The organism is Janthinobacterium sp. PC23-8, assembly GCF_002250505.1.
Taxonomy (GTDB): domain Bacteria; phylum Pseudomonadota; class Gammaproteobacteria; order Burkholderiales; family Burkholderiaceae_D; genus Janthinobacterium.
Genome location: NZ_NJGY01000001.1, coordinates 694,746 through 715,355, shown reverse-complemented (window position 1 = coordinate 715,355; position 20,610 = coordinate 694,746). Strand labels below are relative to the sequence as shown.

The following is a 20,610-nucleotide window of genomic DNA, read 5'->3' as shown; positions in this document are numbered from 1 at the left end:
TGCCGACAAGAATGCAGGTACAAATAAGGTCGTGACGGTGCAGAACGCCAGCCTGTCCGGCGTGGATGCGGCCAACTACGTATTGAGTTCGACCAGCGGCGCCACCAGTGCCACTATCACGCAACGCGAACTGGCATTGGGTTTTGTGGCAGCCGGCAAAACCTACGACGGCAGCACTGCCGCCACGGTCGCCATCACCGATAACCGTGTTGCAGGCGATGTGCTCAATACTTCAGCCAGCGCCGCGTTTGCCGACAAGAATGCCGGCAACGGCAAGACGGTGACTGTGCAGAACGCCAGCCTGTCCGGAACTGATGCGGGCAACTACCGCCTGGCCAGCAGCGGCGGCACGACCACGGCCACCATTGCGCAGCGCGCGCTGACCCTGGCTTACACTGGTGTTGACAAGGTGTATGACGGCGTGACCGGCGCCCAGGTGGCGATCAGCGATAACCGTATCGCCGGCGACGTGCTGAGCGCCTCGGCCAACGCGGCCTTTGCCGACAAGAATGCGGGCAGCGGCAAGGCCGTGGCGGTGCAGGGCGCGGCACTGTCCGGCGCGGATGCCGGTAACTACAGCCTGGCCAACACGGCTGGCGCGACCACTGCCAATATTGCCCGCGCGACATTGACGCTGGGCAGCGTCAGCGCCAGCGACAAGGTGTATGACGGCACGCAGGCGGCCAGTGTCAGTGGCACGGTGGCAGGCGTGATTGGGCAAGATACGGTCAGCCTGGCGGGCGGCAGCGGCACCTTTGCCGACCGCAACTTTGGCACGGGCAAGACAGTGACGGTCGGCGGCTTCCAGCTGGCAGGTAGCGATGCCGGTAACTACACCCTGACGTCGAGCAGCGGCGTGGCGCAGGCGAGCATTGCGCAACGCGCCTTGTCGACCTGGACAGGTGCCAGCGGCGGCTTGTGGAGCGATGCCGCCAACTGGGAAGGCGGCGTGGCGCCGAGCGGCAGCAATGTGCTGGCGGCCGATTTCGCGGCCAGCACCGGCAACGTGGTGTACACGGCGGCGGCCGGCGACACGGTATTGAACAGCTTTACTTCGCGCGGCGGCCTGAACCTGACCGGCGGCAGCCTGCTGGTCAATGGCGCCTTGAGCACCGCCAACTACGCGCAAAGCGGCGGCTTGCTCGGCGGCTCGGGCAATGTGACTGTCAGCAACAGCTTCAGCCAGAGCGGCGGCGCCATCAACGTGGGCGGCAACCTGGCCATCAGCCAGGCCCGCGGCGATCTGCGTTTTGCCGCCCTGACGGCCAACGCCATCAGCCTGAGCGCCAGCGCGGGGGCCATCAGCCAGAGCGGCGCCGTAGTGGCCCGCAGCCTGAGCACGCAATCGCAAAGCGGTACGGTACTGAACGACGCCGGCAATCGTCTGAAGAACTTTAGCGCCAGCAACAGCGGCGCCGGCGGCATTGCCTTGACCACCACCAGCGCGCCGGACGTGCTGGTGCTGGGCAGCCTGGCGACCGGCGCCGGCGACGTGCGCATCGAAAGCACGGGCGGCATCGAAAGCCACGCCATCGCCACTACCGGCGGCAACGTGACCCTGATCGCGCACAGCCCCGTCAACGTGCAGGGCGTCGTCCAAGGCAATGACGTCAGCGTCGACGCCAGCACGAGCGTGAGCTTCGGCGACGGCGCGCGCGTCAATGCAGCGCGCGCCATTGCCGTCACGGCCGGCACCGGCATCACGCTCGCCGGCGCCGCCACCCTCGACGTGCCGGCCACGGGCAGCATCAATCTGCTGGCAAAAAACGGCGACCTGATCATCGCCGACACCGTGCGCATCAACAGCCGCGGTGCTGCCGTCTCCTTGCTGGCGCCCAATGGCAAGATGACGGTGCCGGCCTCGGTGCTGGTCCCCGCGCCGGTGCCCACCCCGGTGCCCACCCCGGTGACTCCGCCGGTGACCACGCCGGTTGTACCGCCATCGACGGTCAGCAGCGCTACCAATACCGTGCTGGCCATCAATGCGCAATACAGCCCGGTCGTCCAGCTCAGTAGGCCCAACGACATGACCAGCCCGCTGGTGGGGATCACCACATCACAAGAATCGACGACGAAAGCAACAGATGAATCCAAAAAAGGTATCCAGAAGACCTTCTGCAACTAGGTCGATGCTGGCGGGCGCCATGCTGTGGCTGGTGCTGATGAGCATCAGCCTGCACGCGTTCGCCCAGGTGGCCGGCACGGTGACACAGTTGAGCGGGCCGATGATGGCGAAAAAGGCCGATGGCAAGGTCAAGATCTTGTCGCTGAAGTCCGAAGTGGAATCGGGCGATACGCTGATCACCGAGAAGGCCACTTACGCCCTGGTGAAATTTATCGACAACAGCGAGATCACCCTGAAGCCAGGCACCACCTTTGTCGTGGAACAGTTTGCCTACCAGGCCGAACAGCCCGACGGCGACCAGGCCAGTTTCAACCTGGTCAAGGGCGGCCTGCGTTCGCTGTCGGGCTTGCTGGGCAAGCGCAACAAGGAAAAGTTTTCCCTGAAAACGCCGGTCGCCACCATCGGCATCCGCGGCACGTATTTCACTGCCGAGTATATCGGCGCCGGTGGCTATGTGTCGCCGCTGTCGTCGCTGGCCAAAACGGGGGCGCCGGCAGCGCCGACCCTGGCGCCCGGGCTGTACACGTCGGTGACTACCGGACAAATCGTGGTCAGCAATCCAGGCGGCACACTCAATATTGTCGCCGGCCAGTTCGGCTTTACGCCGACTGGCAACAGTCCGACGATGCTGGTGCCGGAGAGTTCCGGGTTGCAATTCACGCTGCCGGTCAAGTTGGGCAGCAACGCGCCTGGTGCCCCCAACCAGCCTCACACTGCCCCCAAGTCGGGAGGTGTCGATTGCGAGGTGCGTTAAATAGCAAGTTTCCGATTTCGCTTGACCTTCCCATCGTTGGATAGCCGATCCTGTCTGCATTGTTCATGCATACAGGATCTGCGCCATGCCACAGCCCGTTCATTCCACCTTCTCGTTCGGCGTCGAGGGCATGACCTGCGCCTCGTGCGTGGGACGGGTCGAAAAAGCCCTGCTGAAAGTGCCGGGCGTGCTGGCCGCCAGCGTCAACCTGGCCACTGAAAGCGCCAGAGTCCAGGTCAGCGGCGTCGATGCCGCCACCCTGATCGCCGCCATTGATGCGGCCGGCTACCAGGCCAGCGTGGCCAGCGACGACAGCACTGTCACGGCGACAGCCGCCGCCGCGCCGGCGCGCGACGGCCTGAAGGTCGTGCTGGCCGCCGCCTTGTCGCTGCCCTTGATGCTGCCGATGCTGCTCGAATGGCTTGGGCTGGACTGGACACTGCACGGTTCGCTGCAATGGGCGCTGGCGACGCCGGTGCAATTCGTGCTCGGCTGGCGCTTTTACCGTGCCGGCTGGAAGGCCGCCAGGGCCGGCGCCGGCAATATGGACTTGCTGGTCGCACTCGGCACCAGCGCCGCCTATGGCCTGAGCGTCTACCTGCTGCTGGCCGGCCACGGCGGCATGGCGCATCTGTATTTCGAAGCGTCGTCGGTCGTCATCACCCTGGTCTTGCTGGGCAAGTGGCTCGAATCGCGCGCCAAGCGGCAGACCGCCTCGGCCATCCGCGCGCTGCAAGTGCTGCGCCCCGTGTCCGCCCGCGTGCGCCGCGACGGCCAGGAGCGCGATGTGCCGGTGGCCCAGGTGCGGCTCGGCGACCTGGTGGTGATACGTCCCGGTGAACGCGTGCCGGTCGACGGCGTCGTGGTGGAAGGCGCCAGCGACGTCAACGAATCGCTGATCACCGGCGAGAGCCTGCCCGTCCTCAAGCATGCGGGCGAGCAGGTGACGGGCGGCGCCATCAATGGCGACGGCCGGCTGGTAGTACGCACCACCGCCGTGGGCCTTGAGACGACGTTGTCGCGCATTATCCGGCTGGTCGAAGACGCGCAGGCCGCCAAGGCGCCGATCCAGCACCTGGTCGACAAGGTCAGCGCCATCTTTGTGCCGGTGGTGCTGGGACTGGCGCTGTTGACCCTGCTGGGCTGGTGGTTGGCCAATGGCGACCTGGAAGCGGCGATCATCAACGCCGTCGCCGTGCTGGTGATCGCCTGCCCATGCGCGCTGGGCCTGGCCACGCCGACGGCCATCATGGCCGGCACCGGCGTGGCGGCCCGCTACGGCATTCTGATCAAGGACGCCGAAGCGCTGGAAGTGGCGCATGCGGTGACCACGGTGGTGTTCGACAAGACCGGCACCCTGACGGTGGGCAAGCCTTCGCTGGCGGCCATCCATGCGCACGGCATTGCCGAAGACCGATTGCTGCAACTGGCGGCCGCCATCCAGTCGGGCAGCGAACACAGCCTGGCCAAGGCGGTGCTGGAAGCGGCCGGTGCGCGCCGGCTGGCGCCCTTGACGGCGGGCGGCGTGTCGGCCTTGCCGGGCCGGGGTCTGGCGGCCCAGGTCGATGGAGTGAATTTGAAACTGGGCAGCACGCGCCTGATGCGCGAAGAGAGCGTGGACCTGGCGCCGCTGCAAGAGCAGGCGCAGGCGCTGGAAGCGGGCGGCAATACAATCTCCTGGCTGTCTTGCGGACCGCAGTTGCTGGGCCTGTTCGCCTTCAGCGACCCGGTCAAGCCCGGCGCGCGCGCGGCGATTGCCGAGCTGCATGCATTGGGCATCGCCACCGTCATGCTGACCGGTGACAACGAGGGCAGCGCGCAGGCCGCCGGCAAACTGCTGGGCATCGCCACGGTGGCGGCCAATATGCTGCCGGCCGATAAAACCGCTAAAATCATGGAGCTGAAGGCGGCGGGCGCAAGAATCGCAATGGTGGGCGACGGCATCAACGACGCGCCCGCGCTGGCGGCGGCCGATGTCGGCATCGCCATGTCGACCGGCACCGACGTGGCCATGCAGGCGGCAGGCATCACCCTGATGCGCGGCGACCCGGCGCTGGTGGCGGACGCCATCGATATCTCGCGCCGCAGCTACAGCAAGATACGGCAGAACCTGTTCTGGGCGTTTATCTACAACCTGGTCGGCATTCCGCTGGCCGCGTTCGGCCTGCTCAACCCGATGGTGGCGGGTGCGGCGATGGCGTTCAGTTCGGTCAGCGTGATCAGCAACGCGCTGTTGCTGCGGCGCTGGAAGGCGCGCGCTGCACATGCAAAGGATGAAGAAAAATGAATATCGGCCAGGCGGCAAGCGAGACCGGGGTCTCGGCAAAAATGATACGGTATTACGAAAGCATCGCTCTGTTGAAGCCGAGCGCGCGCAGCGACGCCGGCTACCGCATCTACACGCCGCAGGACCTGCACGCGCTGCACTTTATCAAGCGCTCGCGCAATCTCGGTTTTTCGCTCGGGCAGATCCGCGAACTGCTGTCGCTGTGGCAAAACGACCAGCGCGCCAGTGCCGACGTGAAAAGCATCGCCCTGGCCCATGTGGCCGAGCTGGACCAGCGCATCGCGGAACTGACGGACATGCGCAATACCCTGAACCAGCTGGCCAGTTCCTGCCATGGCGATGACAAGCCCGATTGCCCGATCCTGCAGAACCTGGGGCTGGCGATGGGGGAGGGCAGTGCAAACAAGGCATGTTGTGGTTAATGTCATGGCCTCGCGCTACAAACCCGTGCTGTCATGGGTGTGAAAAGATACCTCTGAGTCCTCAAGCCGCATACGGCCACGCCCACCTGGGCGTTGACGATGCGCGCGACATGGCGGCTTATCTGCTGAGCTTCGATTCGCGTTGAGGACCAGGCGTTCGCGGTCATGGCGTGCTGATCGCCATCCTTTTGCCGATCATGCTATACCTGCAGCATGTCATTGTTGAAAGGGACGCGATGGACGCAGCCTATCTGCTGTATTACTGGCCCACCCTCCAGGGCCGCGGTGAATTCATCCGCCTGGCGCTGGAAGAAGCGGGCGCCAACTACCAGGACGTGGCGCGCTTGCCCGAACGCAAGGGCAAGCAGCAGGGCATGCCGGCCATGCTGGCCTGTCTCGATGGCGCTACGACGCCCTATCCGGCCTATGCGCCGCCGGTGCTCGGCCATGGCGACTTGCTGATCGGCCAGACGCCAAATATTCTGTTGTATCTGGGCAAGCAGCTGGGCCTGGCGCCGCGCGCCGAGGGCGGGCGCCTGTGGCTGAACCAGCTGCAGCTGACCATGGCCGACTGGCTGACGGAAGTACACGACACACATCATCCGCTGGCCATGGGCCAGTACTACGAAGACCAGGCTGGCGCCGCTGCCTTGCGCGCACAGGACTTTCGCACAACGCGCTTGCCGAAGTTTCTCGATTATTTTACGCAGGTGCTGGCAAACAACCCTGGCCGGGGCGGCTTCCTGGTGGGCAGCAAGCTGACCTATGGTGACCTGTCGCTGTTCCAGATGATCGCCGGCCTGCGCTACGCGTTTCCGCAGGCCATGGAACGGCTGGCGCCGCGCTACCAGGCACTGTCAGACCTTCACGACAGCGTGGCGGTGCGGCCCAATATTGCCCGCTACCTCGACTCAAAAAGGCGCTTGCCGTTCAGCGACGAGGGTATCTTCCGGCATTACCCGGAACTGGACGGCTGATGCGGATTACGCCGCGCTGGTGACCGGATAGCCGGCCTCGACGATGGCAGCACTGATGGCTTCCAGGGACTTGTCGGTGCCGACCTTGACGCTTTTTTGTTCCAGCTCGATCTGCACCTGCGCCTGCGGATCGACCGACTGCACGGCCTTGGTGACGGCGTTTACGCAGTGGCCGCAGCTCATGTTTTCAACTTGTAACTGGTACATGTCCATGCTCCTGTAGGTAAGTGTGAAACCACTATAAGCCTTCCTGCGGTGGGAAGGTCAAGCCGCGCCGCAACCGTGCGTCAGGCGTCAGGTGAGCATGAAATTTTCGGCCTGCATCGGTGGCGGCAACTGCTCGTCCTGCAAGGACTCGCGCAGATTGATTTCGATGGCGCGGCAGATGGCCGACAGCGGCAGGTCGTTGGCGTCTTCGCCGAACGGTTCTTCGATTTCATCGCCGAGCGCATCGAGGCCAAAGAAAGTGTAGGCGACGACGGCGACCACGAACGGCGTCATGAAACCGAGGGAGTCGACCAGGCCGAACGGCAGCAGGAAGCAATACAGATAGGCCGTACGGTGCAACAGCAGCGAATACGAAAACGGGATCGGCGTGCTGCGGATGCGCTCGCACGAGGCGCCGGCGCCCACCATGGCCGAGATCGAATTGTCGAGCTGTGCCGCCAGGATGCTGTCGATGCGCTTGTCTCGCAGGCAGCTGGCCAGGTCATGGCCCATCTGCAGCATCAGGTAGTCGGACGGATTCGACGACTTGCAGGCCAGCGCCCATTCGCCGGGCCGCAGCAGCGGCTGCAGGTCAACGGCTGCTTGGCTGTCGCGCAACTGGTGGCGCAGCGCATGGCAAAAAGCGATGGTGCGGCACACCATGCGCACGCGCACGTCATCGAGCCCCAGTTTCACGTGCGCGACCGTATCGCTGGCGATCATGCTCTGGCACTGGCGCGAAAAGTTTCGGCTGCGCAGTACCAATTCTCCCCACAGCTTGCGCCCTTCCCAGTAGCGGTCGTAGGCGGCGGTATTGCGAAAGCCGAGGAAAATCGCCAGCGGCAGGCCGATCAGCGTAAACGGAATCGTGGTAAGGATCACCTTGTGGTCGAACAGGGTACCGTGGTACCAGGTGACGAGGGTGGCGAACAGGGTGTTGACGATCAGGGTGGTGCGGATGCGCGGCAGGATGGAGCCGCGCACGACCAGGAACAGCTTGAGCGCAGAAGGGCGGTCGCGCACGATCATGGCGTGCTCCCGAAGGTGGTGGACAGGGGTGGAACATGGTGCGAACGACTAACCCGCAAAGAATGCCAGGACGGCGGCGGGCCGGGAAGGGTGTGCATGGGCGGCAGTGGTGAGGAGACGCCTGCAGTATAGGTCGCAGCCTTGTTTTAGGCCAATTCACGCTGACGATGGGGGATATTCATTTTATGAATGTATATTCCACAAATTAATAAACGTCATGGCTGTGGTGTTCCGTGCTGCCTTGTTTTTATATAGTTGATGCCGCCACTATGTACGTCCCCGAACGGTCGCGTTTGCTTTGCCGTCGCATACTGCCACGCTACCCATGCAATCGCGGGGCGTCATGACAAAGGAAAACAGATGAGCTATCAGACCACGAATCCGTACAGCGAACAGATCGAACAAACCTTCACGCCGCACAGCGACGCGCAAATGGAAACCATCCTGGCCCAGGCCGCCACCACCTTCGAGAGCGACTGGCGCCAGCGCAGCTTCGCCGAGCGCAAGGCCGTGGTCAAGCAAGCAGCCAGGCTGTTGAAAGAGCAGCGCGACGATTTCGCCAAATTGATTACGCTGGAAATGGGCAAGCTGTTCAAGGAAGCGCAGCAGGAAGTGTCGCTGTGCGTCAACATTCTCGACTACTATGCCGACAACGCCGAGCAGTTCCTGGCGCCGAAGAAACTCGACGTCAGGCGCGGCGAAGCGAGTGTTGAAATCGCCCCGCTGGGCGTGATCTTCTGCGTCGAGCCGTGGAATTTCCCGTATTACCAGCTGGCCCGCGTGGCCGGCCCGAACCTGATGGCCGGCAATACCCTGGTCGTCAAGCATGCGTCGAACGTACCGCAATGCGCGCTGGCGTTTGAAAAGCTGTTTATCGACGCCGGTGCCCCGACCGGGGCCTATACCAACGCCTTCTTCTCCAGCGACCAGGTGGCCACCGCCATTGCCGATGCGCGCGTGCAAGGCGTGGCGCTGACCGGCAGCGAGCGCGCCGGTGCGTCGGTTGCCGCCACGGCCGGCAAGGCCCTGAAGAAAACCACCATGGAACTGGGCGGCAGCGACGCCTTTATCGTGCTGGACGACGCCGACATGGAGCTGGCCGTGAAACTGGCAGTGATTGGCCGCATGCAGAATTCAGGCCAGGTCTGCGACGGCTCCAAGCGTTTTATTCTGGTCGACAGCGTCGCCGACACCTTTGTCGAGCGCTTCCAGGCTGAACTGGCCAAATTGGCCGCAGGCGACCCGCTGCAGGACGCGACCACCCTGGCGCCGCTGTCGAGCAAGTCGGCGCTGGAGCTGGCCCTCAAGCAAGTGGGCCAGGCCGTCGAAGGCGGCGCGAAAGTACTGCTGGGCGGCAAACGCATCGAGCGTACCGGTTACTTCATGGAGCCGACCATCCTGACCGATGTCAAGCCCGACAATCCTGTCTACTACCAGGAGTTCTTTGCGCCCGTCGCCATGATCTTTCGCGTCAAGGACGAGCACGAGGCGATCACCCTGGCCAACGACTCGCCGTTCGGCCTGGGCGGCACCATCATCACGGCCGATATCGCGCGCGGCAAGAAACTGGCCAGCCAGGTCGAGACCGGCATGGTCTTCATCAATTCGCCAGCCGTGACGGCGCCCGATTTACCATTTGGCGGCGTCAAGCATTCCGGCTATGGCCGCGAGTTGTCGGACCTGGGCATCATGGAGTTTGTCAACCGCAAGCTGGTGCTGGTGGCGTAAGCGTGCATGGGGTCCGACCCTGCGGGTCGTGCCCCAGCCCTTGCTTGTGGGTTCGCTGTTACCCCGTAAAATGACGCCAGCAATACCAGCCGGATGCCAGCAGCCACGACAGCAATACCGCCAGTCCCGGCAGCAGCAGCCATTTTGCCACCGTCTCTTCCCACGCCACATGGGGCTTGCCAGCGCGCGCAATGGCCAGCAGTATCTGGCCGCCGTTCAGGCCGCCAAACGGCAACAGGTTGAAGGCGCACAGTTTCAGGCTGGCCAGGGCAAACACCAGCACAAAGGCGTTGTCACGGGCAAAGGCCTCGCCGTCTGCAAGCAACTGCTGCGCCGTGCTCAGCGGCGCCAGCGCACCGCTGATCATCTGCGCAAACGCCGCCGTAAAACCGTGCCAGCCGTTGGCCCCCAACAATCCCAGCGCCAGTGCCAGCGGCACCGCCACGCCGCACAGCAGCACGGCGATCTGCTGCCACAGCGGTCGCTCGTTATAGGTATCGTTGCCGGGATCGTCGTCGTGGATCGCTTCTTCACGCGTATCTTTCAGCACCAGGCTGCCGGCAAACGGCAGCAATCTGATCTGCGCCTTGCCGATATTGAACAAGGCCGGCCCCACGCCATAGCCGATGCGGCGGATGGTGATGCCGAGCGCGCGTGCACACAGGGCCATTGCCGAAACATGGATCACCATGAACAGGACAATGGAAAGCAGGAACTGGAGGATGGGATGCATTGCGGCAGAGAAAAAGTTGACGAGCCGTATTAAAGCATGGGACACCAAAAAGTTGCGCTCCACCTGCTACGGGCAGTCAGCCATATGGCTGCCGCACATGACGGTCGCGGCGATCATGTCCACGTTCGCTTGCAATGAGATAGATGAAAAAAAGCCCCGCCCGCATTGCTGCGGCCAGGGCTTTTCAATTGAGCAGGCAGCTGGCGCTGCCCGGTTAAAACTTACAGCACTTCGCTGGCGTGATCGGCCAGGCGCGAACGTTCGCCGCGCGCCAGGGTCACGTGGCCGCTGTGCGACCAGCCCTTGAAGCGGTCGACCACATAGGTCAGGCCGCTCGAACCTTCGGTCAGGTACGGCGTGTCGATCTGCGCGATATTGCCCAGGCACAGGATCTTGGTGCCGGGACCGGCGCGCGTGACCAGGGTCTTGACCTGTTTCGGCGTCAGGTTCTGCGCTTCATCGATGATCAGGAACTTGTTCACAAAAGTGCGGCCGCGCATGAAGTTGAGCGACTTGATCTTGATGCGCGAGCGGATCAGGTCTTGCGTTGCCGCACGGCCCCATTCGCCGCCATCCGAGTCGGACTTGTTCAGCACTTCCAGGTTGTCGTCGAAGGCGCCCATCCATGGCGACATCTTTTCTTCTTCCGTACCGGGCAGGAAACCGATGTCTTCGCCGACCGGCACCGTCACGCGGGTGACGATGATTTCGTTGTAGAGCTTGGTTTCCAGCACTTGCGCCAGACCCGCAGCCAGGGCCAGCAGGGTCTTGCCGGTACCGGCCTGGCCCAGCAGGGTGACGAAGTCGCATTCCGGGTTCATCAACAGGTTCAGCGCGAAGTTCTGCTCGCGGTTGCGTGCCGTCACGCCCCACACATTGTTCTTGGTGTGGCTGAAGTCGCGCAGGGTCTGCAGCACGGCCGTCTTGCCGTTGATCTGCTTGACCTGGCCGTAGAACGGGGTTTCGCCGTTTTTCGGTTCCAGGTAGATGAACTGGTTCACCAGCAAGGACGGAATGAACGGGCCGGTGACGCGGTAGAACGTCGAGCTGTAGCCGTTCTTGCTTTCCTGCCAGGATTCCATATCCTTGCCGTGCTTGTTCCAGAAGTCGTCCGGCAGCTGCACGATGCCCGAGTACAGCAGGTCCGTGTCTTCCAGCACATGGTCGTTGAAGTAGTCTTCGGCGGGCAGGCCCAGCGCGCGCGCCTTGATGCGCATGTTGATATCTTTCGACACCAGCACCACCGGGCGGCCTTCCTGTTCCGATTCGAGCGAACGCACGACGGCCAGGATCTGATTGTCGGCCTTGCCGACCGGCAGGCCAGCGGGCAGGTCGGCGCTTTGCAAACGCGTCTGGAAGAACAGGCGGCCCTTGGCGTCCTTGTTGCCCAGCTTGGACAGCGGAATGCCGTGCTCGATCGCGTCGTCGTCGGTATTGCTGATCAAAGCGTCGAGCGTGCGCGACACCTGGCGGGCGTTGCGCGCCACTTCCGTCATGCCCTTCTTGTGGTTGTCCAGTTCTTCCAATGTCATCATCGGCAGGTAGACATCGTGCTCTTCGAAGCGGAACAGCGACGAAGGATCGTGCATCAGCACATTGGTGTCGAGCACGAACAGTTTCGACACGCCACGCTGGTCGGCGGCGCGGCTGGCCGACGATTTGAGTTGCACTTCGACCGGCTTGTGCTTGGCCGGATGGGCTTGCTCGATCTGCTTGACGGATTTGATCGGCGTAACTTTTGCAACCGGCGCTTCAGCCTTGACCTCGGCCTCGGCCTTGGCCTTGGCCGGCGCTTTCGCCTTCGTGGCGGGCTTGGCCTTGGCTACCGGTGCGGCCAGGGCTGGCGCGGCAACGGGTTCTGGTGCAGGCGCTGGCTTGGCGACCATCAGTGCCGCCACTTGCTTGATTCTGGTGGCCGCATTGCGGACCGGTTTGGCAACTTCGGCGATCGCCGCTTCAATGATGGGTGCAGCCACTTTCTTGGCTGCCGGGGTTTTGGTGGCCGGGCGCGCTGCGCCAGCGGTTGGGTAATCTGCTGTGGCCAGGATGGTGGCTGGCTTGCTCGGTAATTTTGGCAGTGGCATCAGGATCTCAATCAAAAAATTTCTGGAATGAATCGCCCACGGGCAGCCGGTTTTCAGCGGCGCGGCATGGGGTGGATGCGGGAATAACAATGGAACAGGACGATATGACTGCCGGCTGGCCGGCCACAGGGCCGGTAAGGATGTCCATCAGCGGGCGCGCGGCCCGGCTGGCGGAGTGGAGTGAGGCGCTTCGTTGACTCAAAATGGCGATGGCTGCTGTGAACTGAACGATAGGTTGAACGACGCTTGCTGGAAACCCGACACGCGCATCAGTTCAGACGCGCCACCAATTCCAGCACTTCTTCGACGTGAGTTGCGACCTTCACGCCTCGCCATTCTTTCACTATTCGGCCCTCAGCGTCAATCACAAACGTGCTGCGCTCGACGCCGCGCACGGTCTTGCCGTACATCTGCTTCATCTTCATGACGTTGAACAGCAGGCACATCGCTTCGTCGGGGTCGGAAATCAGTTCGAACGGCAGCTCCAGTTTGGCCTTGAAGCTTTCGTGCGAGCGCAGGGAATCGCGGCTGACGCCGTAGATTTCCACGCCGGCGGCGATAAATTTGCCGTAGGCGTCACGGAAGGCGATGTTTTCCGTGGTGCAGCCAGGGGTGTTGTCTTTCGGATAAAAGAACAGCACGGTGGCCTTGGCTGGCCGGCCCAGCAATTGAAAGGTCTTGTCGCTGGTCATGGCGGCAGTGAAATCGGGTAGGGCGACGAGGGATAGTCTCTCAGTCACAGGTTCTCTCCTGAACGGTGATCATCAGCGCTGTTTTTAACCTGGCAACGCATCCAGGTGGAACAATACAGCATTCAGGCGGCTTTACCCTGCACGATCAGGCGTCCCGAACGGCCTGGCAATTCGCCCCAGGTAATCGGACAGACGGGCAAGTCGGTGTGGCGCACTTTGTCGTGATACTCGGCCATCGAGGCAAATTGATAGCCCTGGGTTTTCCAGCCTGTCAGCAGTTGTTCGAAAATGGGGGCGAGTTTCTGCCCTTCAAGCTCTGCGTGCAAAGTATAGACATGATCGCGGCGATTGTCCGCCGTCAGCGACAGGATATGGTCGGCAATATTGCTAACGGTGAGCATTTTTCCATCGATCTCACAACCGAGCAATTCGTCGAGGGTGGGCAAGGTGGTGGGCAGTTGCACGCATTGCAGCACCGTATTGCCGTTGCGCAACCGGTGCGGTCCGTCGCTGGCGCGCACCATGGCGCCCCGTTCGTCGAGCATGGCGCGGCCATCGGAGGCGTAGTCGTAGCCGGCCGTATCGTGCTCGACAAAGGCGCTGACATTCATTTGCCAGCCGGCTGCGCCGTGGGTGCGGGACGGTACGCCAAACACCTGCGCAAAACGGGCGGCGGCCTTGCGCATCATGGCGCTGGTCCAGCCGGCGTCACGGCGCGCCACGTTGTCCTGCCATAAGGTGTGGTCCCAGGTGTGGATGCCGCATTCGAAGCCGGCGTCGCGCACCGCGCGCAGTTCTTCCGCGCACTGCCTGCCGATGTCCGGACCGGGCAGCAGGGTGCCGTACATCAGCGTTTTCAGGCCATAGTGCTCGACCACCGAAGTGCGCGAGACTTTGCTGAAAAAACCGGGCCGCAACGCCCGGCGCAGCGCCCAGCCCGTATGGTCGGGGCCCAGCGAAAACAAAAACGTCGCCTGGGCCTGGTGCGCGGCCAGCATGCGCACCAGATTGCCCATGCCTTCGCGGGTGCCGCGAAAGGTGTCGACGTCGATCTTCAGTGTCAGTAAGGGTTTGCTCAACATTAATCCATCAGCGCTTGCGCCTGCGTGACCTGGCCGCGGTAGGCGTCGAAAATATGGCGCAGCGCGTCGCTCATGGTGGTGCTCGGCGCCCAGCCCAGTTCCTCGCAGGTATTGGTAATCTTCGGCACGCGGTTCTGCACGTCCTGGTAGCCGGCGCCATAGTAGGCGCCCGAGGTGGTTTCCACGATCTTGACGTGCTGCGCGCCGTCGGCGTACTCCGGATATTCGGCGGCCAGGGTCAGCATCATGCCGGCCAGGTCGCGGATCGAATAGTTATTGCTCGGATTGCCGATATTATAGATCTTGCCGCTGGCAATGCCGTTCCGGTTGGCGATAATGTGCATCAGCGCATCGATGCCGTCGTCGATATAGGTGAATGCGCGTTTTTGCGCGCCGCCGTCGACCAGCGAAATGTTTTCACCGCGCACGATATGGCCGAAGAACTGCGTCACCACGCGCGACGAGCCTTCTTTCGGCGTGTGGATGGAATCGAGGCCGGCGCCGATCCAGTTGAACGGACGGAACAGCGTGAAGTTCAGGCCTTCCATGCCGTAGCCCCAGATCACGCGGTCCATCAGCTGCTTGGCGTTCGAGTAGATCCAGCGTGGTTTGTTGATCGGGCCGCAGATCAGTTCCGAGTTTTCCGGGTCGAACTCTTCATCATGGCACATGCCATACACTTCCGAGGTCGACGGAAATACCAGGTGCTTGCCATACTTGGCGGCCGAGCGCACGATCGGCAGATTGGCTTCGAAGTCCAGTTCGAACACGCGCAATGGCTGCTTGACGTAGGTCGATGGCGTGGCGATTGCCACCAGCGGCAGGATCACGTCGCATTTCTTGACGTGGTATTCGACCCATTCCTTGTTGATGGTGATGTCGCCTTCAAAGAAGTGCATGCGCGACTTGTATTCCGGATTGTCCAGCACATCGCTGATGCGGTCGCTGTTCATGTCCATGCCGTACACATGCCAGTCGGTGGTTTCCAGGATGCGTTTGGACAGGTGGTGGCCGATAAAACCGTTGACGCCGAGGATAAGGACTTTTTTCATATGAATTTCTCTTCGATGGTATTGGGGGTGCTGACATGGGCGGTCAGCCGGTCTTGCAATTGTGCGGCAGAAATCGGTTGATCGTTGGCATACAAGGACGCAATGGCCAGCAAGCGGCCGTCGCCGCAGACGCCGACGATAGCGCCATCGAGCACGGCCAGGCCAGGCGCCAGGGCGACCGGCGCGAGTTTGCTCAGCCTGGCTTGCCTGACGACATAGCTAATACCGTTGAGCTCGGTAAAAGCGCCCGGATACGGCGGCGCGACGGCGCGGTGCAGGTTATACACCTGCTGCGCCGGCTGTGTCCAGTCGATGCGGCCATCGGCCGGTTTGCGTCCGCCAAAATAGCCGCCCTGGGTGAGGTCGTTCGGCAACTGTGGCGCGCTGCCATCGACCAGGGCCGGCAGCACGCGCCACAGGGTTTGCTCAGCGGCCACGGTGACCTTGCCGAACACTTCAAAGGCGGTGTCGTCAGGCAAAATCGGCACGGCGGTCTGCGCGACGATGGCGCCGGCGTCGGGTTTTACCGTCATTGCGTGCAGGGTGGCGCCGGTTTCGGTGGCACCGTGCAGCACGGCCCAGTTGACGGGCGCGCGGCCGCGGAACTGCGGCAGCAGCGAGCCGTGCAGATTATACGCGGGCGCCACCTCCAGGATGCTGGCCGGCAGCATGTGGCGGTAGTAAAAGCTGAACAGCGTGTCGGGCCTGGCGGCGCGCACCTGTGCCAGCAGAACGGGGTTCGTGGCGTCAGCCGGCGTGATATGCGCGATGCCCTCCATCAGGCACAGTTCCGCCACCGACTCGAACCACAGGTTTTCCTGCGGATTGTCTTCATGGGTGACGACCAGCGCGATATCGACGCCGCCGGCCAGCAGCACCTTGATGCAGCGCACGCCCACATTATGGTAGGCAAACACGACGGCGCGCATCAGCGGGCCACCTGACGTTTTTCCAGTCGCACATACGGCGCCGCCTCGGCTTCGGCTTGCGCCATGCCGTCCTGCAAAATGGTCTGCACCACGTAACGCGGGCGGGCGCGCACCTGCTGGAAGATGCGGCCCACGTATTCGCCCACCAGGCCGATGCCGAACAGGATCACGCCCATCAGGAAGAAGGCGATGGCGAACAGGGTGAACACGCCTTGCGCCTCGGCGCCGAACAGGAAGCGGCGCGCCAGCAGATAGGTCACCAGCACGGCCGAACTGGCCGACAGCAGCATGCCCAGCATGGAAAAGATCTGCAGCGGGATCAGCGAAAAGCCCGTCACCAGGTCGAAGTTCAGGCGGATCAGGCTGTACAGCGAATACTTCGACTCGCCGGCCGCGCGCTCTTCGTGCTCGACCGTGACCTCGGTCGGCTTGCGGGCAAAGGTGTAGGCCAGCGCCGGCACGAAGGTATTCACCTCGGCGCACTGGTTGACCAGGTCGATCACATTGCGGCCATAGGCGCGCAGCATATTGCCCTGGTCGGTGATCTTGATATTGGTGATGCGCTCGCGCAGGCGGTTCATTATTTTCGAGGCCACCGTGCGCCAGGCCGAATCTTGCCGCTTGCGCCGGATCGAGCCCACGTAATCGTAGCCTTCGCGCATCTTGGCCACCAGGTTGCCGATTTCCTCGGGCGGGTTTTGCAGGTCGGCGTCGAGCGTGACCATGATCTGGCCACGCGACGCTTCGAAGCCGGCCAGGATGGCCATGTGCTGGCCGTAGTTGCCATTGAACAGCACCACGCGCGTCACTTCCGGGCGCTGGCGGAATTGCTCGGCCAAAATGGAAACGGAGTTGTCGCGGCTGCCGTCGTTGACGAAAATGATTTCGTAGCTGGTCTGCAAGGCGTCGAGCGCCGGGTACAGGCGGGCGAACAGGCTGGCCAGGCCTTCCTGTTCGTTGTAGATCGGAATGATGACCGACAGTTCAGGTTTCATGATGGGGTTGCTTACTTGATCAGGATAGATTTAACGGCGGCAACGGCGCGTTCCACGTCGGCCAGCGTCATGGCGTAAAACATCGGCAAGGTGACGGTCAGGCGGCCGATTTTTTCCGCGTGCGGGAACATGCCTTCGGTAAAGCCGCGGGCGCGATACAGACTGAACAGGTGGATGGGCGCGTAATGAAAGCCGGTGCCGACATTCAGTTCGGCCATCTGGCGCATGAAGGTGGCGCGGGTGTCGGGGCCGTGATCTGGCAGGATGATCTGGAACAAATGCCAGTTGCTGTTGTCAAAGTCGGCCACCGGCAGTTGCGCGCCGCTGGCGCCCTCGAAATCGCTGCCGAAGCGGGCAAAGTAATGGCGCGCCAGCGCCCGGCGGTGGGCGGTGATGGCCTCGATATTGGCGAACTGGCCGAGGCCGATGGCAGCCATGATGTCGCTCATGTTGTACTTGCCGCCCAATACATCGACATCGATGCCGTCGACGCCGCTGCGGGTCACGCCCTGCAGGCGATATTTTTCCGCCATTTTCGCTTCTTCCAGATTGTTCAGCACCAGCGCGCCGCCTTCGCCGGTGGTGATGTTCTTGTTGGCCTGGAAACTGAACGAGACGAAGTCGCCGAAGGCGCCAATGCGCTGGCCTTTCCAGGTGGAACCGAATGCCTGGGCGGCGTCTTCCACCACGCGCAAGTTGTATTGCCTGGCGATCGCGTACAGGCGGTCCATGTCGACGGGCAGGCCCGACAGATAGACGGGAATGATGGCTTTCGTCCTGGGCGTGATCGCCGCTTCCAGCTTGTCGAGGTCGATATTGCGCGTGACCGGGTCGATATCGGCAAACACCGGCGTGGCGCCCACTTCGATGATGACGTTGGCCGTCGCCACCCACGACACGGGCGTGGTGATGACTTCATCGCCAGGGCCTATGCCGGCGATGCGCAGCGCGATTTCCATGGTGCAGGTGCCGGAATTGAAGGTGCGCACGGGGCGCCCGCCGAAGTACTCGGACAATTGCGCCTCGAACGCCTGCACTTTCGGGCCACTGGTGATCCAGCCCGAGCGCAGCACTTCACCGACGGCGGCGATGGTCGCCTCGTCGATGGTGGGCTTGGAAAAAGGCAAAAATGGCAGGGGCGGGGTCGTAATGTTTGTCATGCTGCACTCACTTGTTCATCATTCGGGCTGGTCTGTCGCCATGCGGCGTGCTCGCGGGAGCTGCCTGCGCAGACATGGCCGCAGGCCCTTCCATTTTAAGCTACTCAAGGGTGCAGCCGGACCTATTTCAGCGGGGGCAGGGCCGCGGTCCGTGCTGCGCAAGTGGGGGCAAGGGCGGCAAACCGTGATGGCTGGCCGGTCTTGCCGCCGTGTTGCTTGTTGGCACCACAATTTTATTGCAAATTGGCAATTATAATGCGGCGCGTATCTTTGGCGACAACACGCATGGGGACACCGCGGTGTTTCAGGTCTTCATACCGGTCCAGGCTGATGATGGCCACGTCGTGGACGCCGGCGGCGGCGTCCCTGGTCCATTGCGTGACGAAGGTCTCCAGCAAAGGGATCGACAATTCGGGCTGTTGCTCCAGGCCAAAAGCGAATTCATCCGTGTAGCTCACCAGGATTACCGGCCGCCGCAGATAAAACGTCAGCGATTGTTCGTAGATGCCGACCGAGTACAGTTTCGTATCGGCTTTGAGCTCGGCCTGGATCTGCGGCAGCAGGTCGGTGCCGGCGCGGTTCCGGCCGTACAGTTCCGAGCCTGCCAGGATGCTGTGGGTGGCCAGGAAGCCGGCCACGGCGACGGTCAGCACCGCCAGGTCGCGCCGCGACCGGCGTTCGTGCAGCAGTGCCAGCAAGCCACCCACCATGATCAGGCCGCCTGCGGCCATGAACCAGGGCTGGTAGCCGCGCAGGGCGACCAGGTGAGCCTCGTCGCGCGCCGTGATCACGGCCAGCGTCACGGGCACGGCGACCAGGATGCTCAAGCCCAGCACGGCCAGCACGCCGGCAAAGATCATGCGCTGGCGGCGCGAGGCGCCATCGAGGAACAGCGCCGTCAGCAGCGCCAGTGCCGGGAAGATGGGCACGATGTAGCCGGGCAGTTTCGAGGTCGAATAGCTGAAGAACAGGAAAATGAACACCGCCCAGACCAGGATCATCAGGCGCGGCTGGAAGGCGCCGGCCTGGCGCTGGACGCTGGCGGCCAGGCTTTGCGGCAACAAGGCGATCCACGGCAGCAGGCCGGGAACCAGCAGCACCAGGAAGTAATACCAGCCGCCTTCGCGCTTGTGGCCTTTCAGCAGGAAGCGCTGGAAGTGTTCGTGGACAAAGAAGAAATACGGCTGTTCGGGATTGCGCAGGGCCACCAGCACAAACCATGGTGCGGCAATGGCGAAAAACACCAGCATGCCCTTGACCAGGTGCAGGCGGGTCCAGATGCGCCAGTCGCGGGCAAACAGGCTGTACAGGATCAGCACGGCGCCCGGCAGCACCAGGCCGATCAGGCCCTTGGCCAGCACCGCCAGCGCCATGCCGGCCCAGCACACCAGCATCCAGTTGCGCCGCTCGCGCTCGCTCGCTTCATCGCGCTGGGCGATCAACAGGCTGGTCAGGGTCAGCGTCATCATGCCCGACAAGCCCATGTCGAGCGAATTGATCTGGCCCGAGGCCAGCCAGAACAGGCTCGACGCCAGCACCAGGCCCGCATACAGGCCGACGCGCGGGCCGAACAACTTGTGGCCGGCCCAGGCCGTCATGCCCACGCCGAGGATGCCGCACAGGCCTGTCCACAGCCGGGCTTGCCATTCACCGAGGCCGAAAGCGGCGAAGGTGAGCGCATTCATCCAGGTTTGCAGCGGCGGTTTTTCGAAATACTTGATGTCGTTCAGGCGCGTGGTGATCCAGTCGCCACTGGCGAACATTTCACGCGCCATTTCGGCGTAGCGGCCCTCGTCGGGCGGCACCAGGGTGCGGATGCCCAGCGCATAAAGGGTGAGCACGACGAACAGCCCGAACAGGGTCCACATCGCCGCTTTCGATGCGTGCAGCTCGCGAACAGGCAGGCTCATGCCGGGGTGCCTGTGGTGACTGGCAGAGCGGCGGGCAAAATCAGGGCCAAAGTGACCTTGCGGCCTTCGCCCATCAGGATATTGTAGGTGCGGCAGGCGGCCTGGCTGTCCATGCATTCGACGCCGATGCGGCGCATGGTCAGCGATGCCGTCAGTTTCGGATGCACGAAGCGCTGGCGCTCGCCCGTGCCGAGGATCACCACGTCTGGCGCGTCGGCCAGGATCTGCTCGAAATGGGCTTCGGTCAGGTCGTCGAAGCGCGTCACGTCCCAGGCACGCGGCGCCGTTTCCGGCATCACGATCAGGCTGTAGCCGAAGTGTTCGGCGTTGATCTCCACGCCGGTGGCGTCATAGCCGGTCACGGTCTGGTATTGCTGGGTGCTGGAGGCGTGCAGTTTCATGGTGGTTCGGGTAATCAGTTCGGTGGATCAGTGTGCGTGCTTG

The 20,610-nt window shown here is 62.9% G+C and carries 18 protein-coding genes; 6 read left to right on the top strand and 12 right to left on the bottom strand.

The genetic code is table 11. The annotated features are described in order from the left end of the window. The 5 genes from CD932_RS28670 to CD932_RS03195 form a co-directional block, all read left to right on the top strand. Positions 1-2,125: S-layer family protein (locus tag CD932_RS28670; protein WP_254926440.1), on the top strand; the 2,125-nt coding region annotated here is incomplete at its 5' end. Between the two features lie 4 nt (positions 2,126-2,129). Then, the gene (locus tag CD932_RS03210) at positions 2,130-2,879 is read left to right on the top strand and encodes a FecR domain-containing protein (RefSeq protein ID WP_094441369.1); all 750 of its coding nucleotides are present in this window, start codon (positions 2,130-2,132) and stop codon (positions 2,877-2,879) included. 85 nt (positions 2,880-2,964) lie between these two features. After that, on the top strand, positions 2,965-5,166 hold the full coding sequence (locus tag CD932_RS03205; RefSeq protein ID WP_254926439.1) for a cation-translocating P-type ATPase: 2,202 nt from the start codon (positions 2,965-2,967) through the stop codon (positions 5,164-5,166). Then, positions 5,163-5,588 (top strand): Cu(I)-responsive transcriptional regulator, encoded by a 426-nt coding sequence (gene cueR, locus CD932_RS03200; protein WP_094441368.1) that lies wholly within the window; start codon positions 5,163-5,165, stop codon positions 5,586-5,588. Before CD932_RS03205 ends, cueR begins: the two co-directional genes overlap by 4 nt. A 236-nt stretch (positions 5,589-5,824) precedes the next feature. Then, positions 5,825-6,565: a glutathione S-transferase gene (locus CD932_RS03195; RefSeq protein ID WP_094443424.1), complete on the top strand. Its 741-nt coding sequence runs from the start codon at positions 5,825-5,827 to the stop codon at positions 6,563-6,565. Positions 6,566-6,571: 6 nt separating this feature from the next. Here the strand turns inward: CD932_RS03195 and CD932_RS03190 are convergent, their stop codons facing one another. Both CD932_RS03190 and CD932_RS03185 read right to left on the bottom strand, forming a co-directional pair. Continuing rightward, positions 6,572-6,772 (bottom strand): heavy-metal-associated domain-containing protein, encoded by a 201-nt coding sequence (locus CD932_RS03190; protein ID WP_094443423.1) that lies wholly within the window; start codon positions 6,770-6,772, stop codon positions 6,572-6,574. Between the two features lie 87 nt (positions 6,773-6,859). Beyond that, positions 6,860-7,801: a bestrophin family protein gene (locus tag CD932_RS03185; RefSeq protein WP_094441367.1), complete on the bottom strand. Its 942-nt coding sequence runs from the start codon at positions 7,799-7,801 to the stop codon at positions 6,860-6,862. Between the two features lie 360 nt (positions 7,802-8,161). Between CD932_RS03185 and CD932_RS03180 the strand changes: the two genes are divergently transcribed. Further along, on the top strand, positions 8,162-9,529 hold the full coding sequence (locus tag CD932_RS03180) for an NAD-dependent succinate-semialdehyde dehydrogenase (protein ID WP_094441366.1): 1,368 nt from the start codon (positions 8,162-8,164) through the stop codon (positions 9,527-9,529). A gap of 58 nt (positions 9,530-9,587) precedes the next feature. Here CD932_RS03180 and CD932_RS03175 read toward each other — a convergent pair whose 3' ends face one another. The 10 genes from CD932_RS03175 to CD932_RS03130 form a co-directional block, all read right to left on the bottom strand. Then, on the bottom strand, positions 9,588-10,262 hold the full coding sequence (locus CD932_RS03175; RefSeq protein WP_094441365.1) for a site-2 protease family protein: 675 nt from the start codon (positions 10,260-10,262) through the stop codon (positions 9,588-9,590). A gap of 221 nt (positions 10,263-10,483) precedes the next feature. After that, positions 10,484-12,346: a PhoH family protein gene (locus tag CD932_RS03170; protein ID WP_094441364.1), complete on the bottom strand. Its 1,863-nt coding sequence runs from the start codon at positions 12,344-12,346 to the stop codon at positions 10,484-10,486. A 269-nt stretch (positions 12,347-12,615) separates the two neighbouring features. Next, positions 12,616-13,086, bottom strand: a complete 471-nt coding sequence (locus CD932_RS03165) for a peroxiredoxin (RefSeq protein WP_094441363.1) — start codon at positions 13,084-13,086, stop codon at positions 12,616-12,618. 74 nt (positions 13,087-13,160) lie between these two features. Next, entirely contained in the window at positions 13,161-14,120 is a 960-nt protein-coding gene (locus CD932_RS03160) for a polysaccharide deacetylase family protein (RefSeq protein WP_094441362.1), read from the bottom strand. Then, complete coding sequence (locus tag CD932_RS03155; protein WP_094441361.1) at positions 14,120-15,172, bottom strand: bifunctional UDP-4-keto-pentose/UDP-xylose synthase; 1,053 nt, start codon at positions 15,170-15,172, stop codon at positions 14,120-14,122. Before CD932_RS03155 ends, CD932_RS03160 begins: the two co-directional genes overlap by 1 nt. Beyond that, a complete protein-coding gene (locus CD932_RS03150) occupies positions 15,169-16,101 on the bottom strand; it encodes a formyltransferase (protein ID WP_094441360.1) in 933 nt (310 codons plus the stop codon). The genes CD932_RS03155 and CD932_RS03150 overlap by 4 nt, the downstream gene beginning before the upstream one ends. Continuing rightward, on the bottom strand, positions 16,101-17,096 hold the full coding sequence (locus CD932_RS03145) for a glycosyltransferase (RefSeq protein ID WP_094441359.1): 996 nt from the start codon (positions 17,094-17,096) through the stop codon (positions 16,101-16,103). Before CD932_RS03145 ends, CD932_RS03150 begins: the two co-directional genes overlap by 1 nt. Positions 17,097-17,107: 11 nt before the next feature. After that, a complete protein-coding gene (locus CD932_RS03140; protein WP_094441358.1) occupies positions 17,108-18,256 on the bottom strand; it encodes a DegT/DnrJ/EryC1/StrS aminotransferase family protein in 1,149 nt (382 codons plus the stop codon). Positions 18,257-18,489: 233 nt separating this feature from the next. Continuing rightward, on the bottom strand, positions 18,490-20,166 hold the full coding sequence (locus CD932_RS03135; protein ID WP_094441357.1) for a glycosyltransferase family 39 protein: 1,677 nt from the start codon (positions 20,164-20,166) through the stop codon (positions 18,490-18,492). After that, positions 20,163-20,567, bottom strand: coding sequence for an Mth938-like domain-containing protein (locus CD932_RS03130; protein ID WP_094441356.1), 405 nt, complete (start codon positions 20,565-20,567; stop codon positions 20,163-20,165). Before CD932_RS03130 ends, CD932_RS03135 begins: the two co-directional genes overlap by 4 nt. Between the last annotated feature and the right edge of the window lie 43 nt (positions 20,568-20,610).

Coding starts and splice junctions, on each gene's coding strand:
- cueR (WP_094441368.1), top strand. CDS start 5,163: ATGAATATCGGCCAGGCGGCAAGCGAGACCGGGGTCTCGGCAAAAATG.
- CD932_RS03190 (WP_094443423.1), bottom strand. CDS start 6,772: ATGTACCAGTTACAAGTTGAAAACATGAGCTGCGGCCACTGCGTAAAC.
- CD932_RS03210 (WP_094441369.1), top strand. CDS start 2,130: ATGCTGGCGGGCGCCATGCTGTGGCTGGTGCTGATGAGCATCAGCCTG.
- CD932_RS03145 (WP_094441359.1), bottom strand. CDS start 17,096: ATGAAACCTGAACTGTCGGTCATCATTCCGATCTACAACGAACAGGAA.
- CD932_RS03135 (WP_094441357.1), bottom strand. CDS start 20,166: ATGAGCCTGCCTGTTCGCGAGCTGCACGCATCGAAAGCGGCGATGTGG.
- CD932_RS03195 (WP_094443424.1), top strand. CDS start 5,825: ATGGACGCAGCCTATCTGCTGTATTACTGGCCCACCCTCCAGGGCCGC.
- CD932_RS03140 (WP_094441358.1), bottom strand. CDS start 18,256: ATGACAAACATTACGACCCCGCCCCTGCCATTTTTGCCTTTTTCCAAG.
- CD932_RS03150 (WP_094441360.1), bottom strand. CDS start 16,101: ATGCGCGCCGTCGTGTTTGCCTACCATAATGTGGGCGTGCGCTGCATC.
- CD932_RS03170 (WP_094441364.1), bottom strand. CDS start 12,346: ATGCCACTGCCAAAATTACCGAGCAAGCCAGCCACCATCCTGGCCACA.
- CD932_RS03180 (WP_094441366.1), top strand. CDS start 8,162: ATGAGCTATCAGACCACGAATCCGTACAGCGAACAGATCGAACAAACC.
- CD932_RS03205 (WP_254926439.1), top strand. CDS start 2,965: ATGCCACAGCCCGTTCATTCCACCTTCTCGTTCGGCGTCGAGGGCATG.
- CD932_RS03130 (WP_094441356.1), bottom strand. CDS start 20,567: ATGAAACTGCACGCCTCCAGCACCCAGCAATACCAGACCGTGACCGGC.
- CD932_RS03160 (WP_094441362.1), bottom strand. CDS start 14,120: ATGTTGAGCAAACCCTTACTGACACTGAAGATCGACGTCGACACCTTT.
- CD932_RS03175 (WP_094441365.1), bottom strand. CDS start 10,262: ATGCATCCCATCCTCCAGTTCCTGCTTTCCATTGTCCTGTTCATGGTG.
- CD932_RS03185 (WP_094441367.1), bottom strand. CDS start 7,801: ATGATCGTGCGCGACCGCCCTTCTGCGCTCAAGCTGTTCCTGGTCGTG.
- CD932_RS03155 (WP_094441361.1), bottom strand. CDS start 15,172: ATGAAAAAAGTCCTTATCCTCGGCGTCAACGGTTTTATCGGCCACCAC.